The sequence below is a fragment of the uncultured Rikenella sp. genome (assembly GCF_947628055.1).
Lineage (GTDB): Bacteria > Bacteroidota > Bacteroidia > Bacteroidales > Rikenellaceae > Rikenella.
Genome location: NZ_CANQYJ010000014.1, coordinates 1 through 15,477, shown reverse-complemented (window position 1 = coordinate 15,477; position 15,477 = coordinate 1). Strand labels below are relative to the sequence as shown.

The 15,477-nt window shown below is 54.6% G+C and carries 11 protein-coding genes, 2 tRNA genes and 1 pseudogene; 8 read left to right on the top strand and 6 right to left on the bottom strand.

Annotation, left to right across the window (positions count from 1 at the left end):
• Positions 1 to 52: 52 nt before the first annotated feature.
• A complete protein-coding gene (locus Q0Z93_RS02520) occupies positions 53 to 1,408 on the top strand; it encodes a glucose-6-phosphate isomerase (RefSeq protein ID WP_298062244.1) in 1,356 nt (451 codons plus the stop codon).
• A 53-nt stretch (positions 1,409 to 1,461) separates the two neighbouring features.
• Here Q0Z93_RS02520 and Q0Z93_RS02515 read toward each other — a convergent pair whose 3' ends face one another.
• From Q0Z93_RS02515 to Q0Z93_RS02505, 3 genes are all read right to left on the bottom strand, one after another.
• A complete protein-coding gene (locus Q0Z93_RS02515) occupies positions 1,462 to 1,890 on the bottom strand; it encodes a hypothetical protein (RefSeq protein ID WP_298062242.1) in 429 nt (142 codons plus the stop codon).
• 120 nt (positions 1,891 to 2,010) lie between these two features.
• Positions 2,011 to 3,114 carry a hypothetical protein gene (locus Q0Z93_RS02510; protein ID WP_298062241.1) on the bottom strand — a complete coding sequence of 368 codons (1,104 nt, stop codon included), beginning with the start codon at positions 3,112 to 3,114 and terminating at the stop codon, positions 2,011 to 2,013.
• A gap of 123 nt (positions 3,115 to 3,237) precedes the next feature.
• A complete protein-coding gene (locus Q0Z93_RS02505; RefSeq protein ID WP_298062239.1) occupies positions 3,238 to 3,477 on the bottom strand; it encodes a hypothetical protein in 240 nt (79 codons plus the stop codon).
• A gap of 336 nt (positions 3,478 to 3,813) precedes the next feature.
• Between Q0Z93_RS02505 and nth the strand changes: the two are divergent.
• Positions 3,814 to 4,466, top strand: a pseudogene (gene nth, locus Q0Z93_RS02500) (endonuclease III).
• Between the two features lie 544 nt (positions 4,467 to 5,010).
• Here the strand turns inward: nth and ppdK are convergent.
• A complete protein-coding gene (ppdK, locus tag Q0Z93_RS02495; protein WP_298062237.1) occupies positions 5,011 to 7,746 on the bottom strand; it encodes a pyruvate, phosphate dikinase in 2,736 nt (911 codons plus the stop codon).
• A 234-nt stretch (positions 7,747 to 7,980) separates the two neighbouring features.
• Between ppdK and Q0Z93_RS02490 the strand changes: the two genes are divergently transcribed.
• Together Q0Z93_RS02490 and Q0Z93_RS02485 are read left to right on the top strand one after the other, a co-directional pair.
• A complete protein-coding gene (locus tag Q0Z93_RS02490) occupies positions 7,981 to 9,027 on the top strand; it encodes a DUF3239 domain-containing protein (protein ID WP_298062235.1) in 1,047 nt (348 codons plus the stop codon).
• Positions 9,027 to 9,977: a DUF3239 domain-containing protein gene (locus Q0Z93_RS02485; RefSeq protein WP_298062233.1), complete on the top strand. Its 951-nt coding sequence runs from the start codon at positions 9,027 to 9,029 to the stop codon at positions 9,975 to 9,977. Before Q0Z93_RS02490 ends, Q0Z93_RS02485 begins: the two co-directional genes overlap by 1 nt.
• Positions 9,978 to 10,267: 290 nt before the next feature.
• Here the strand turns inward: Q0Z93_RS02485 and Q0Z93_RS02480 are convergent, their stop codons facing one another.
• Positions 10,268 to 10,960 carry a GIY-YIG nuclease family protein gene (locus Q0Z93_RS02480; RefSeq protein ID WP_298062231.1) on the bottom strand — a complete coding sequence of 231 codons (693 nt, stop codon included), beginning with the start codon at positions 10,958 to 10,960 and terminating at the stop codon, positions 10,268 to 10,270.
• Positions 10,961 to 11,200: 240 nt separating this feature from the next.
• Here Q0Z93_RS02480 and Q0Z93_RS02475 point away from each other — a divergent pair.
• Positions 11,201 to 11,290: transfer RNA gene (locus tag Q0Z93_RS02475), tRNA-Ser, on the top strand.
• Between the two features lie 229 nt (positions 11,291 to 11,519).
• Here Q0Z93_RS02475 and Q0Z93_RS02470 read toward each other — a convergent pair.
• Positions 11,520 to 14,033 (bottom strand): glycoside hydrolase family 2 TIM barrel-domain containing protein, encoded by a 2,514-nt coding sequence (locus Q0Z93_RS02470; protein ID WP_298062229.1) that lies wholly within the window; start codon positions 14,031 to 14,033, stop codon positions 11,520 to 11,522.
• Positions 14,034 to 14,222: 189 nt separating this feature from the next.
• On the opposite strand from Q0Z93_RS02470, the gene Q0Z93_RS02465 reads away from it, so the two are divergent.
• From Q0Z93_RS02465 to Q0Z93_RS02455, 3 genes are all read left to right on the top strand, one after another.
• Positions 14,223 to 14,307: transfer RNA gene (locus tag Q0Z93_RS02465), tRNA-Leu, on the top strand.
• 409 nt (positions 14,308 to 14,716) lie between these two features.
• Positions 14,717 to 14,893 carry a histone H1 gene (locus Q0Z93_RS02460; RefSeq protein WP_298062227.1) on the top strand — a complete coding sequence of 59 codons (177 nt, stop codon included), beginning with the start codon at positions 14,717 to 14,719 and terminating at the stop codon, positions 14,891 to 14,893.
• A gap of 63 nt (positions 14,894 to 14,956) precedes the next feature.
• Positions 14,957 to 15,412, top strand: coding sequence for a hypothetical protein (locus Q0Z93_RS02455; RefSeq protein WP_298062225.1), 456 nt, complete (start codon positions 14,957 to 14,959; stop codon positions 15,410 to 15,412).
• Positions 15,413 to 15,477: the final 65 nt, after the last annotated feature.

Genomic DNA, 15,477 nt, shown 5'->3' with positions numbered 1-15,477 from the left:
ACTTGTGTGCGGAGCTTAACAATTCAAGATCAACTAAAATAAGCGCATAATTATGAAAAGTGTGAATGTACGGATCGATCAGATTTTCGCCCCGGCCTCGACGGTCAAGGAGGCGGACATCGCCGCTTTGCAACCGGAGATCGAGCAAGCCAACCAATTGCTGCACAACGGCAGGGGCAAAGGGAACGACTTCCTGGGATGGGTGAATCTGCCCTCCTCGATTACGGAGACGCAGCTGAATGCTATTCAGGCTGTTGCCGACACCTTGCGCGGCGAAGCCGACATCGTTATCGCGATCGGTATCGGCGGCTCGTATCTGGGAGCGAAAGCCGTGCTGGAAGCATTGAGCGGGTCGTTCGACAGCCTCGTCGCTCCGCGCAAAGGCGTGAACCCGCGGGTGATTTTCGCCGGGCAGAATATCAGTGAAGATTATACCTGGGAATTGATGCAGGCCGTCAAAGATTACGACATAGCCGCCATCGTCATCTCCAAGTCGGGAACGACTACCGAGCCGGCTATCGCTTTCCGCATCATCCGGGAGGAGATCGAAAGGCGCTACGGCAAGCAGGGAGCGGCGCGGCGGATCGCAGCCGTGACTGACGAGGCGAAAGGAGCGCTGCGCAAACTGGCCGATACGGAAGGATACGACACATTCGTCATTCCGGACAATGTAGGCGGCCGGTATTCGGTGCTGACGCCGGTAGGGCTTTTGCCGTTAGCGGTGGCAGGCGTGGATATTCGTGAACTCGTGGCTGGGGCGGCTGAAATGGAACGGCTGACCGCTACGGCATCTTTTGCTGAAAATCCGGCGATGCAGTATGCAGCGGCGCGGACGGCGCTCTACCGGGCGGGTCGAAAGATCGAAATATTGGCGTCGTACGAGCCGAAATTGCAGAATATCGGCGAATGGTGGAAACAACTTTACGGCGAGAGCGAAGGAAAGAACGGGAAGGGGATTTTCCCGGCCTCTGTGACTTTGACGGCGGATCTGCATTCGATGGGACAATATATTCAGGAGGGTGAGCGGACGTTGTTTGAAACTGTGATCCGCGTAGCGGAACCGGCTCATACTTTCAAGATCGGAACCGATCCGGAGAATCTCGACGGTTTGAATTTCCTGGCCGGGAAACGTATCGGGGAGGTCAATCGGATGGCGATTCTGGGGACGATGCTGGCCCATGTGGACGGCGGGGTGCCGAACATTGCTGTCGAACTGCCCAAGATTGATGCGCGTACGATCGGAGCACTGCTCTATATGTTTGAAAAGGCATGCGGGATCAGCGGCTATGCGCTGGGTGTCAACCCGTTCGACCAACCGGGGGTCGAGGCGTATAAAAAGAATATGTTCGCTTTGCTCGGCAAACCGGGGTACGAAGCCGAAGGGGAAAAACTGAAGGGACGGTTGTAATATTTATGTCACAAAACAAGCCGCACAGAATTTAATTCTGTGCGGCTTGTTTTTTACCGATTAGCGAAATAAAACCCATTGACAGGAATGCCATCATAAAGAATGACAACACGACCATTTAGCTCTTTAAGTTCCGAAACGGGCAGCATCGGTTTTATAATCGTCATGTCCGACGAAGGAGTTACTCCCGTCTGTTCCACATAATACTCGATCGTCGGTTGATCGTGTCTGCTTGACGGTACAATGATCACCGGCAATTCCAATCCCGTCCGTTCGATTACGTCCAAAAAATCCAATAACTCCCCGATACAGCTCGAACAACCGGAATAAACAAAATAAGCAACCTCGAATCCTTTATGTCCTTTCGTTCCTGCACGTAACAAGGAATCCACGGCACGAGGCAAGTCGGAATAAGTTCGACCACGATCCGCTCCTTTAACTGCCTTCACGATCACCTCGGCACGCATATCTTCTTCTTTCATCCTCTTCTCCATCGTTCCTCTCGAACCACAGGAAAAGAATACGACAAATAAAACACCACAGACAATCCAAACAAGAACCGTCTTCATATACCGATACTTAATCAAAAACATTAAACCAGACTACGAGGGCAATGTCAGCCGCACCAGTTGAGGCATCATGTCGTCATCGTATCCTGTCGCATAAATCGTATGTATGTCGCTCCCTGAAGACAACGCATTCACATAACGACCCACCGCATAACTGTTTACAAGATTTCCTGCCCAATCGAACCGGAATATCCAGCAGGGGAATCTTCGCTCATCGGTCATTTCACCCGATAGACGGGCATCTGTATAGGCAAGATAAAAACCGACAGAATCGCAACAATAACCGACATAAGCATACGGAACTATACCTTGATACACCACATCCGGAATGGAAGTGTCATCTTCTCGCACTTTATACCGGATATCATCGAACGAATCGGGTCCTTTTATCCGTTTCTGCAGATTGAGCACCGTATCTCTGAGTTCCACCACCGGTTCTGATAAGGAAGCATATACCAAAACATTCCTGTCCGGATTCATCACAACGAATCCTTGCGATACATTGAACGTATTATACCGATACGTTCCAAAATCCGCCAGGGTCGTTTGAGCATCACCGAGCAGGAAACGCGATGCTTTATTGTCGATTCCCTGTTTCTTGGCCTGGAAACAATACGGATTTTCAAAAACAGTCCGGCCATTACCCATCCGATTCAATCCGAAAGAGATATACCGATACTGCCGCAAAGGAATCGTATATCCTTTGACGGATAATAAAGAATCCAGCGAAATGAAAGCTACCTGTTTTCGGATAAAATCCCGTAAGATCAAGATGTCGCCCTCCAGATTAACCGACGCCTCCAGTACCTCGTTCGGTCCTTTTCCCTGGGACAGATAATCCGCTATCGGTCGCTGCGTTTTCAAGTTATACAATTGCAAGGTAGCACAGTCCGAGTTCGGTTTATTGACCACAATCAATACCGAATCCCGATAAACGAAAAACCGGCGGGCATGGAGAAAAACACTATCCACCCACACCGTATCGACCGTCAAATCAAGCGCTTCGGTTTTAACTCGATCATCCAACTCAACCACCTCTTCTTTCTCGGTATTACAAGCCGACAAAAAACAAACCAATTCCAATAACCAGAACACCGTCCCCATTCGGAGTCCGATCTTCTTTGTTGAGTTTTTCATAAGAGATTACAATTTATCCTGCCCAAACAAGATCAAATATACTTCTTTTTTCAGTTTCAAACATCACACAAATATATCGGGCCACCCTAAGGTTGCCCGATACGCTCAAAACTTGAATCATTTTTACTCTTCAGCTCGACCGTTGCATTCCAATGTATACCCGAATTTCTTGATGCTACACCAGCCCTCATTTCCTACACACCTGAACAACACTTGGTCTCCTTTATGAATTTCACATTCAGCCAATGATTCCACATCGGCCTTGAGCAAATGGGATGTATACATACTTTGACGACCAGCCATACAAATCACGGCTGCCGAAACACACAGCATGGCAGCTGCATAAAAAAGGATGTTTTTCATTTTGAACAAAAGTTAGTTAGTGACTAAATATGACGCAAATATAATAATAAGTATGAATAATATCAAATTATATTACAGGCGATTACTTACTTATTATTGTATACGTTCGGATTTAGCGGATTCGGGTGTATAAGACGCACCGGTTTGAGTATAAAATTCGGTGTTGGGATCTCTCGATGCCAACTCCCCAAAGAAGCAGCCTTTTCATGGCACAGAAAGAGTTGGTTAGGTCCCTCTAAAGTTCGGAAATAAAACCCAAGAAAACAGACTGGGCGGGGGCTTTGCGGCCGGCTAATTTTCATTACATTTATCGCAAACCTTACCGGACTGAACACTATGACGATCAAAGAACGGTTTGCGGGGATCATCGGCTGGTTCTCGGAGCACATGCCCGAAGCCGAAACGGAATTACACTATCGAACTCCGTACGAATGCTGGTGGCGGTCATGCTGTCGGCGCAGTGTACCGACAAACGGGTGAATCTGGTGACGCCGGCTCTGTTCGAGCGGTTTCCGGACGCGCGACGCCGGACGAGGTGTTCGAGTCTGTCCGGTCGGTCTTGTATCCGAACGCTAAGGCCGAACATTTAGTCGCGATGGCCCGGAGGCTACAAGATACGTACGGCGGGCAGGTGCCCGATACGGTCGAAGAGCTGGTCACGCTCCAAGGGGTGGGGCGCAAAACGGCGAACGTGATCGTCTCGATCGTTTACGGAAAACCGGCGATGGCGGTCGATACGCACGTGTTCCGGGTGGCCGAACGGATCGGGCTGACGACGCGCTCCAAAAATCCGCTCCAAACCGAACGGGCTCTGGTGGCGCACATCCCGCCGGAACTCTTGGGGCGGGCGCATCATTGGCTGATTCTTCATGGGCGTTATGTCTGTACGGCCCGGTCGCCGAAGTGCGATGCTTGCCATCGCGCCGTGGTGTTGCCACCGCCAGCGGGAACTGAAAGCGGCGGCTTCTTCTCAAAACCAACGGGGTTAGTTTTTATTTCGTTAGGATAGACCCGCCCCCGGCGATGCGCAGCATCGGTGCCGCGTTTTATGGGTTTTGCTTTTGGGTAGAGGCTGTCTCTCGCCCCCCGCGGGCCCGGTGCCGCTGGGCACCCGATCCGATACCACTTAACATGTGAAAAGACTTTCGGCTATGATCTCCCTATGTCAGGCTTGAGGTGTGCTGCCCGGTACGCGATCCGAATGAAACTATCCCCAAAAGTCTGCCGGCAACAAGATAACCAAGATACTGCGCCCCACATGGGCCGCTTAAATAACTCCTCTCAAACTCCAACAAAAGGTTCCAACGGAGTCCCGCGGGAGGGGGAAACTCCGTATTGCAGGGACCGGAGTCATCCGAATTTCAAACCGAGCCGAGCAAACCCCACTAAACAGACGCAATGCGTCCCCGCGGCGAACGAACATACGCCGTATCGCCATATCTCAGCCTCCGCCCGACGAATCGCCCCACAAAAGAAAAAGTCCGGAACGATCTATGATCGTTCCGGACTTTCGCGTCGTATAGAGAATAAAGTTTACCCTATTTTTTCCTGCTTCAAAGCCGCGTGAGCCGCCGCCAGTCTTGCGATCGGCACCCGGAACGGCGAGCAGGAAACGTAGTTCAGCCCCGCATAGTGGCAGAATTCAACCGAACTCGGTTCCCCACCGTGTTCGCCGCAAATCCCGCACTTGAGGCCTTCGCGAACCCCGCGTCCCTTGAACACCGCTTCGCGAATCAGCTGTCCGACCCCTTTGACATCCAGAATCTGGAACGGGTCTTGTTTCAGAATCCCCCGTTTGAGGTATTCCGGCAGGAACTTCCCGATGTCGTCCCGCGAGAAACCGAGCGTCATCTGGGTCAGGTCGTTCGTCCCGAACGAGAAGAACTGAGCCACTTCCGCAATTTCGTTCGCCGTCACCGCCGCACGCGGAACTTCGATCATCGTCCCGACCATATAGTCGATCTTGTCGTTGCGTTCTGCAAAGACTTCATTGGCAGTGGCATCGATGATCTTCTTCTGGTACTTGAGTTCCTTGTGGTTCCCCACGAGCGGCACCATGATTTCGACATGCACCGGCACCCCTTTCTTCTTCACGTTCATCGCCGCTTCGATAATCGCGCGGGTCTGCATTTCCGTAATTTCCGGATAGGTGTTCCCCAAGCGGCAACCGCGGTGTCCCAGCATCGGATTGACTTCGGCCAGCGATGCGACCTTGTCCTTGATCTTTTCGTAGCTTACGCCCATTTCAGCTGCCAGTTCGCGCTGTTCTTTTTCGAAATGCGGTACGAATTCGTGCAACGGCGGGTCGAGAAGCCGCACGGTCACCGGATTCCCTTCCATCACTTCAAACAGCCCTTCAAAGTCGCCGCGCTGGATCGGCAACAGCTTTGCCAACGCTTTCCGCCGCCCTTGTTCGTCATCGGCGAGGATCATTTCGCGCACGGATTTGATCCGATCCCCTTCAAAGAACATGTGTTCCGTCCGGCAAAGGCCGATCCCCTGCGCGCCGAACGCGAATGCCTGTTTCGCATCGCGCGGCGTGTCGGCATTGGCCCGCACTTTCAAGTGCGCATATTTGTTCGCCAGGTCCATCAGCTTGCCGAAGTCTCCCGACAGATCCGCCGCCTGCGTAGCGACTTTCCCTTCGTACACTTCGCCCGTCGAGCCGTTGAGCGAGATCCAGTCCCCTTCCTTGAGCACCGTCCCGCCGATGGTTATCGTCCGCGCTTTGTAGTCCACCTGAATAGCCCCCGCACCGGAAACGCAGCATTTCCCCATCCCTCTCGCCACCACTGCAGCATGGCTGGTCATCCCCCCTCTTGCCGTCAGAATCCCGTTCGCAGCGTTCATCCCTTTCAGATCTTCCGGCGAGGTTTCGATACGCACGAGGATCGTTTCCTTCCCCTTTTCCTTCCAAGCCTCTGCATCGTCGGCGAAGAAGACGATCTGTCCGGTCGCCGCCCCCGGCGATGCCGGCAGCCCTTTGGTCAGCACCTTAGCCGATTTGACCGCATCCTTGTCGAACACCGGGTGCAGCAATTCATCCAATTTTGCCGGTTCGACCCGCAGCACCGCCGTCTTTTCGTCGATCAGCCCTTCGGCGAGCATCTCCATCGCCATCCGCACCATCGCTTCCCCGGTCCGTTTCCCCGACCGTGTCTGGAGCATCCACAGCTTACCGTCCTGAATGGTAAACTCGATGTCCTGCATGTCCGTAAAGTAGGTTTCGAGATGGTTTTGGATTTCGTCGAGTTCCTTATATACCGCCGGCATCACTTCTTCGAGTGACGGATATTTCGCTTTGCGTTCTTCTTCGCTGATTCCCTGCAGCTTAGCCCATCTTCTGGAACCTTCGATCGTGATCTGCTGCGGCGTGCGAATCCCCGCTACAACGTCTTCCCCCTGTGCATTGACTAAATATTCGCCGTTGAAGATATTTTCGCCGGTCGCCGCATCGCGCGTAAAGGCCACCCCGGTCGCCGAGTTGTCCCCCATGTTCCCGAAGACCATGGCCTGTACATTGACCGCCGTCCCCCAGTCCGACGGATATTTGTGCATCTGCCGGTAGAGGATTGCCCGTTCGTTCATCCAGCTTTCAAACACCGCGCAGATCGCGCCCCAGAGCTGTTCCCACGGATCGTTCGGGAAGTCCTTGCCGGTCTGTTTGAGCACGGCGGCCTTGAATTTGGTCACCATCTCCTTGAGGTCGTCCGCTGTAAATTCGGTGTCGTTCACAATCCCCTTGGCCGCCTTCATGTTGTCGATGATCTCTTCAAACGGGTCGTGGTCTTCTTTCGACTGCGGTTTCATCCCGAGCACCACGTCGCCGTACATCTGCACGAACCGGCGGTACGAGTCCCAAGCGAACCGCGGATTCCCGCTGCGCTTGGCCACCGCTTCGACCGCTTGGTCGTTCATCCCCAGGTTCAGGATGGTGTCCATCATCCCCGGCATCGAAACCCGCGCCCCCGAGCGCACCGACATCAAGAGCGGATTGGTCGTCGAGCCGAACTCCATCCCCATCTGTTTTTCGACATCTTTCATAGCCTTTTCCACGTCCGGCTTGATCATGGCGATCACACCTTCCTTACCGTGGGTATAGAATTCGGTGCATACTTCGGTGGTAATGGTGAAACCCGCCGGCACAGGGATACCGATCAGGTTCATTTCAGCCAGATTGGCTCCTTTGCCGCCGAGCAGCTCTTTCATCTTGCCGTTTCCTTCGGCCTTTTTGTTACCGAACGAATAAACGCGTTTTACGTTGGACATTTTGTTGTGGTTTATGAATTAATTGACTGTATATCAATGTAATGATGCTTTCCCCGCCTTTCCTGCGGTAAAGGTGTGTCGGCAAATATACGCTATTTTCCGGGATTTTCACACTCTGCGGGCCGGATGGGGCGGTTTCGACAGAATTTTGCAATTTTTCCAGTAATTGCTTTTATATTTGTCGTCTTTCATTAAGTATTACTGACCGCGTGTCGGTCCAATTCTATGATTTCGATGGAAAAACAAAAAGAACAACTCGAGCCGGGAGATGCCGGCTCGGTCGCGAAGAACGGAACCCGAGCTGAACGCGCGGCGCATATTCGGGTAGAACGGAAACGGATCTGGAAATACGACCGGGCCTTGCGTCACGATGCAAAGAATGCGTTTCTGTTGCTGGCTGTCGGCGTAGGGCTGGCGGCGGCAGCAGCGGCTCTGATCTGGTGTCTGACGTGGTGGGGGATCGTGTCGGGAGTGCTGGTGGGTGCGGCGGCGGGGGCCCTGTTGTGGTTCAAGATCGGGGAGCTGCGTTATCTGCTCGGGAGTGGCCGGGCGGAAATGTACGATGATTCGCTGCTGATCGGGGCGGTGGTGGTGCGCGAAGAGCCGCTGACCGTGCTGGCGCTGACCGATATCGGCACTTCGCACGAGATGGAATACCGCCGCTATTTCGACGGGGAAAAGGAAATTTCCAAAAAGGAATACATGGATGCCTTGAGGGAGGCGGAGAAAATATGGGACGCTGAATGGGAAGATATGTACCTGAAAGCGGAGACGCCGGAACGAGCAGACGAACTATACGACAGTTATTGGATTCCGATCAAGAAGAGGTTATACAGAGAGGACAAAGATGCGGTAGGACGCTGGGCTTGCAAACTGCATGTGGTGGGCAGCGGCGACTGGTCTTATAAAAAAGGCGACCGGATGCCGTGCAGTTCCGGGTATGGCGCGGAGGACGAGGAACAGAGGATTTGGACGATGATGGAGGTGATCCCGCTGGTGTGGGGGACGCGGAACGAAGAAGACCTGAAACGGTGCATGGAAGCCATTCCCGCTTTTGAATGGGAGCTTCTGGATAAGTTGGCGCCGAAGGCGGAAGAGATGGACGAGGATGAGCTTTATTTCGTTTATAACCGGCCCAACGGAACGGTCGAAATCGAGTCGTTCGATGAGGCATTAGCCGAGGAGGAAGTAACCGAGAGCTGGGATCCGCAGGGGGAGGAACGGGCATACGACAAAGAAGAGGATACGACGGTGGTGGAACTGGACGAAAAGGAATTCTGATGGAACACTTGCAACTGAGAATTGAGGCGCCGAAGCAGGAAGCTCCGGAGATGCAACCCGACGGCAAATGGGCGGAAAGGTCTTCTCATATCACGGCTGATCCGCAAAGAGTGCGCCGGTACGATCTGTACCTGCGGTCGGACTGGCACGTGGAGGTGACGTGTCTGGTCATCGGGGTGATGATGGGGGCGCTGTGCGTATGGCTGTTCGGGCAGGGGGCATGGTGGGGGACGGTGCTGGGAGTGATCTCCGGGCTCGTGTCGTTGATGGGATTTTGGGTCGGCACGACGGAGTTGTGGTATCTGTTCGGAGGCGAGCGGTGCCGGATGTACGGCGAGGCGCTGGTGGCGGGGGCCGTGGTAGTGAGCGAAAACCCGCTGAAAATCGCGGTGTTGGTGAATGTCGGTGCGCCGGGCCGCAGGTTCTGCCGTTATTTCAACGGCAGCGATCGGATGCCCGGAAAAGAGTATAAGCAGGTCATGGCGGTAGCGGACGAAAAGTGGACGGAGGTGTGGCGGGAGTACATCGCGAAATGGCCCGGCTCCCTGAAGGACGAAGCGGAAAAAATCCGGGAAGATTACTGGAAAAAGGTGCACGACCGGTTCCGCAAAGTGGAAGGCAAATGGGCTTGCATGCTGTACACGGTGGGTTGCGGCGACTGGTCTTATAAAAAGGGCGACCGGATGCCGTGCGCGGCGGAGTATGACGACCTGGACGAAAAACGGCAGATATGGAAAGAGGTGAAGTTGATGCCGCTGGTGTGGGGGACGAACGACAAGGCGCAGCTCGACCGGTGTCTGGAGACGGTGTCGCCGTTTGAATGGAAGTTGCTGGAGGAAATAGCGCCGCTCGTGGCGGAGCGGAAATCGGGAAAATTCTACCTGCTCCACTGGATGCCGGCAGGCTCGCAATCTAAGTACGGGCTTGAACCGGTAGGTTCGGTCAAGTAAAGTTGCCGGCGGCCGGTTTCCGGGTGCTGACCGGGGAGACGGCCGTCAAGTCGAAGTCGGAATAATCCCCGGATGTTCTTGATAGGGTTTTTCGTCGTTTTCCGGACGTCTTCACCTCGGCTCGTCAAGACCGTTCGCATGGTTTGCTTCGTGGAGGTGTCGCCTGGTCATCGCATTGATTCGTTCGATCCCCGCTGTTCGATTGCCCCGACCGAGGCGACCGGAAACATGTACGGATTCCGGATCCGTTTTTTGAAACGGCGGATATTCCCGGGATTCGGAAGCCGCCGTTAATCGATTTCGATCCCGTATTTGATAAGGGCCTCTAAATGTTCATCCTCGTCGACAGCGGAAAACGAACCCCCGCGGACATTCTCGCATCCGTAGCGGCGAAAGCACTCGATTACTAACGGATCGACGTCCCGCTGGTTGCGGATCGTCCCGCTCGGCGTCTCGAACGGTTCGGCACTCACCAATCCCAAGGGTTTGTATTTTTTAGTCCATTCCGTCCCCCGGCCGTATTCGTGTTTGCGCAATGTGCGCCTCAGGTCGCGCGTGTAACCTACGAAATACTTCCCGTCCCTGAGTTCCAGCACATAACGCACCAGCGATTGGGGAGCGAACTGCTGACGCGAAACCTTGACTTGCTTGAAATAGCCGTACCGGTGGAGTTTCCGGAGCGTCTTTTCGTCCGACACCTCGCACCACAACCCGCCCCGCACCTGTTGCCACCCTCGGCGCTCCATCCATTCGATCGTAGTCTGGTTTTCGTATTTGTCTTCGTCGTATTCCGTTTCTACATAAAAAACCTGCCGTTCTGCGCATCGCACTACCTTGTGCAGTTTCGTCCATTCAGCTCCCTTGCCGTGCGTGTGCTGCCAAAAGCGGGATTGGGGATGGTGAGTTTTGCCCACGTACCAAAAATCATCCTCCAGTTCGAGAACGTAAATATGGATGGGGTATGTCGAATCCTGTGTCTGCATGGTGCCCCGAAAATAAGAATTAGCAGCCGGAATGCCAACGATTCGATCGGATTCTTTCACTCCGAAAGGTAAATCGGCGGCGGAATCCGTTCGGAGCTATGCTTTACACAGCGATGCGGAGTGATTTATGATTTTTTCGGGATTAAATCACTTGCAAGATTTGGGAAGATAAAAAAAAGCAGTACCTTTGTCTCCCGAATGGAAAATACCGGTTTGGTGAGCGGTGTTTTTGTTCTGACTGGAGAGATGCCGGAGTGGTCGATCGGGCCGCACTCGAAATGCGGTGTACGGGCAACTGTACCTAGGGTTCGAATCCCTATCTCTCCGCCAAGGCGATAAGTAAAATGGGGAATCCCTGCAAATGATTCATTTGCAGGGATTTCTTTTTTTGGGGGGGGTAAAATCGCATCAAAACAACGGGCGGGGAGTCCTCTCCCCGCCCGTTTCGATTCCCGAGACAAACCGCCTGACCCCGGATAGCAGACCAGCGACAAACCTTATTTGCTCTGCAATGTCAGTTTCGTCTAATCATCGCAGGGAGCAGATAGGCGGATGCTTCTTATTTGCTCTGCAACGTCAGTTTTGCCCCCCTGACGCCCGGCGCCGACGCCTCGAACACAATCTCGCCCGGGTCTTCCGCACTCTGCACGATCGCCGTCAGCTGGCCGCTGAACAGCTTCATCTGCGGCAGGTGGAACAGCTCCAGCGACGCCGGATTGCCGTTCGCCGCCGCCCGGAACTTCCCAGCCCCCTTGACCGTAAACTTCACCTCGCGCGTATCGTCCGGACAGAGATTCCCCTCCTTGTCCACCACCTGCACACGGATAAACGCCAAGTCCTTGCCCGTCGCCGCCAGCACCGTCCGATCCGCCGTCAATTCAATGCGATACGGTTTGCCCGCCGTCCGTATCTCCTCGGCCGCCACCGCGCGGCCCGTCGAATCGTAAGCCACCGCACGCACCGTCCCCGGCTCGTACCGCGTATCCATCCACATCAGCCGATAACGCTTCTGCCGCTCGAACGACGCCTGCGCCTCCTTCGTATACGACCCTTCCACCCGGATCGTCGTGTCCTTCGTCCGAATCCCCTGGCTCACCCCGTTGATAAACAGTTCGACCGACGGATAATTCGTATAGACGAACACCGGAATCGTATCCCCCACCCGCTCCTTCGGCCAACTCCAGTGCGGCAGGATATGCAGCGTCTCCGCCCTCGGATTCCAGTGGCTGCGGTACAAATAGTAGCGGTCTTTCGGAATCCCCGCCAGATCGACGATCCCGAACAGCGAGCTGTGGCTCGGCCAGTTCGTATAATACGGCGTCGGCTCGCCCAGATAGTCGAAACCCGTCCAGACGAACTCCCCGATCGCATACGGCAGATCCTCGTGCTGGATGAAATCGTCCTCCGGCAGGTTCGACCAGCCGCAGTGCTCCACATCGTAAGACGAAGCCTGATGATCCGGGTAGGTCTTCATCGCCGCCCGAACCACCGGGAATTTGTACACCCCGCGCGAACTGACCGTCGAAGCCGTCTCCGTCCCCAGAATAATCCGCTGCGGCAGCTTGCGGTAGTTCTCCGGATACATGAACGGCCGGTAGTTGAAGCCCGCCACATCCATCACCGCCCCAAAGTTGTTGTTGATCACCGCCCCCGGATTGTCCATCCCCTGCGTCACCGGCCGCGTCGGGTCTTCGCGGTGCGCAATGTCCTGCAGCCACCGCGCAATCTTCGCCCCATGTTCCATCCCCTGTTCCGGCACCTCGTTGCCGATGCACCACATCACGACGCTCGGCGAATTGCGGTAATGGCGGATCACGTTCACCAGATCCTTTTCCGCCCACTCGTCGAACAGCCGGTTATACCCGTTCTGGCACTTCGGCGACCTCCACTCGTCGAACGTCTCGACCATCAGCATCATCCCCATCTCGTCGCAAGCCCGCACCAGCTCCGGCGCCGGCATGTTGTGCGACGTGCGGATCGCATTGGCCCCCATATCTTTCAGAATCCGCACCTGGCGCCGGATCGCCGCCTCGTTCACCGCCGCCCCCAGCGGCCCCAAGTCGTGATGATTGCAAACCCCCTTGAAGACCGTCTTCCTGCCGTTGAGGTAGAATCCGTCGTCCGGTCGTATCTCGATCGTCCGGATGCCGAACGGCGTGCTGTACTCATCGGTCAGTTCGTCGCCGTCGTAAAGTCTCGACACCGCCGTGTAGAGCACCGGATGATCCAAATCCCACAGCACAGGACGATCGATCACGAAATCCTGCGAAAAAGTTCCCTCGTCGTATCCGCTCAGACGGGAAACGGCTTTCGCCACCGCTCGTCCGGAACTGTCCCGCAATTCGGTCTCCAACCGGTAGCGATCCGGAGCGACCTCGGCCGGCAAGACGGTTTCCGTCCTGACCCGCACCCGGGCGAAACGGTCGTTCACCACGGGGGTCGTCACACAAGTCCCCCACACCGGGATATGCGCCGCCTCATTAACGATCACGTGCACGTTCCGGTAAAGTCCCGCCCCCGGATACCACCGCGATGACTCGGGCAGGTTTTCCAGCCGCACGGCCAGCACGTTCCCCATCCCGTCCGCATGCAAGTACGGCGTCACGTCGAAATAGAACGAATTGTACCCATAGGGCCACTCCCCTACCCTTTTCCCGTTGATCCACACCTGCGCCCCGCTCATCGCCCCGTCGAACAGCAGAGCTACCCGTTTCTCCCGTTTGCCGCCGAGCTCCGGCACGTCGAACCGCGTCCGGTACCAGCCTGTCCCCACGAACGGCAGCCCGCCTGTCCGCCCCGCATGTTCGCTCGGCTCTAACTGTCCGTCCTGCACGATGGCCACGTTTTGTTTGTCGTTGTTCGGGTTGAAAGGCCCGTAAATCGCCCAGTCGTGCGGCACGGTCACGCTCTGCCAGCGGCTGTCGTCGAATTCCGGCCTCACGGCCAGCGAATCGTCCGTACGGGTGAATTTCCACCCCCGTTCGAGCAGGAACTCGCGCCGCACCTGCGCCGAAAGCGTACTGACGCACAGCAGCCCCATGATCGCCGGTAACAGATAATTTTTCTTTTTCATATCGGATCAGGTAGGTTTTTGGTTTTCTGTTTCGGGTAAAGATAACGATTTATCTTAAAAAACGGCATTAGCGGCACGCTGGGTATGGGGGCGTGCGCGAAGACAAATTAATTTGCGGGTTCGGGCTGGAATCGCTACCTTCGCACCGAAAGTCGAACCCATGCCCGGAAAAGCAGGGTCGCAAATTGGGCTCCGGTGGTGGAATGGTAGACACGAAGGACTTAAAATCCTTTGGCCATTTTCGGCTGTGCGGGTTCAAGTCCCGCCCGGAGTACGAATACGCATATAATCAGTCGATTATATGCGTATTTTGATTTCACGCAGAGGGCATATGCAAGGTATTTATGCCTTTTAGCCTTACTGCCTGTACGAGACGGAAAGGGGATTCGGCGGAAAATCCATGGAACGAAGTACGCGGCACGAATTAAAATGCTATCTTTCGCCGGATTGCGCATCCGGCAGATGTGATAACCCTTGATATTCCAAGCGATACACCGAATCTCCATGTTCCATTCTTCCGCGTCGGCCTTGACCAAGGCTTTCGGGGCAACCGATGGGTAGAATGGAGCGAAATCGTCAATGCGGGTGCCGGTTTCTGACTTTTTTTCGCAGGATGTTGTCGGGACGCTTGTTTTTACAAGGATTTTCGTATTTTTGAACTCCGAAAACTTAAACAAATCATTATGGAAGAATTACTCAAAAAGATCGCTGCGGAAATCGCGAATTTTCAGGAAAATGCTATGCAGCAGTACGAAAAAGGGAACAAAGCTGCCGGTACCCGTGCCAGAAAAGCAACGCTGGAACTGACCAAGCTGATGAAGGAGTTCCGTCAGGTATCGCTCGAAGCATCCAAGAAATAATCTATTTTTGATGTATATGGCAAGCGGGCCGTTTTTCCGATACGGAAAAACGGCCTGTCTTTTATGAATAAACGCAACCCCGTCGCGTTCTATTTCGGAACGGCGCAGTCTGACTGGACATTTCCGCAGAACGACGAACTTTGGCGGGACGGGGTAAAGACTTTGTTCGACCCCTGTCCGGCAGGCTGGCGGGTGCCGAAAAACGGGAAAGAACAGGCGAGCCTGTGGAGTGCATTTACGATGGCAAACGGGCCGTGGAATGGTACGGACGTCGGTCCGTCCGGAGGCCGTACCTGGTCGGCTCCCGAGACTTATGGCGGGTCGGCGTGGTACCCGGCTACAGGAATGCGATATCCTTCGACAGGGACTTTTTATGAATCGGGGAATGGTCATTTTATTTGGTATTCAGGGACGAACGGCACCGAGGGCAATGACTCCGGATTCTATCTGGGCATCTTTTATGTAGCAGCCGATGATCCTCGCGCTTTCGGTTTTTCAGTACGCTGTGTACGGGAGTAGGAGGTAAGGATAGGAGTGTGAAGCGCCCCGTTCCTCCCCCCTCCGCCCCCATGGAAATAAATCGC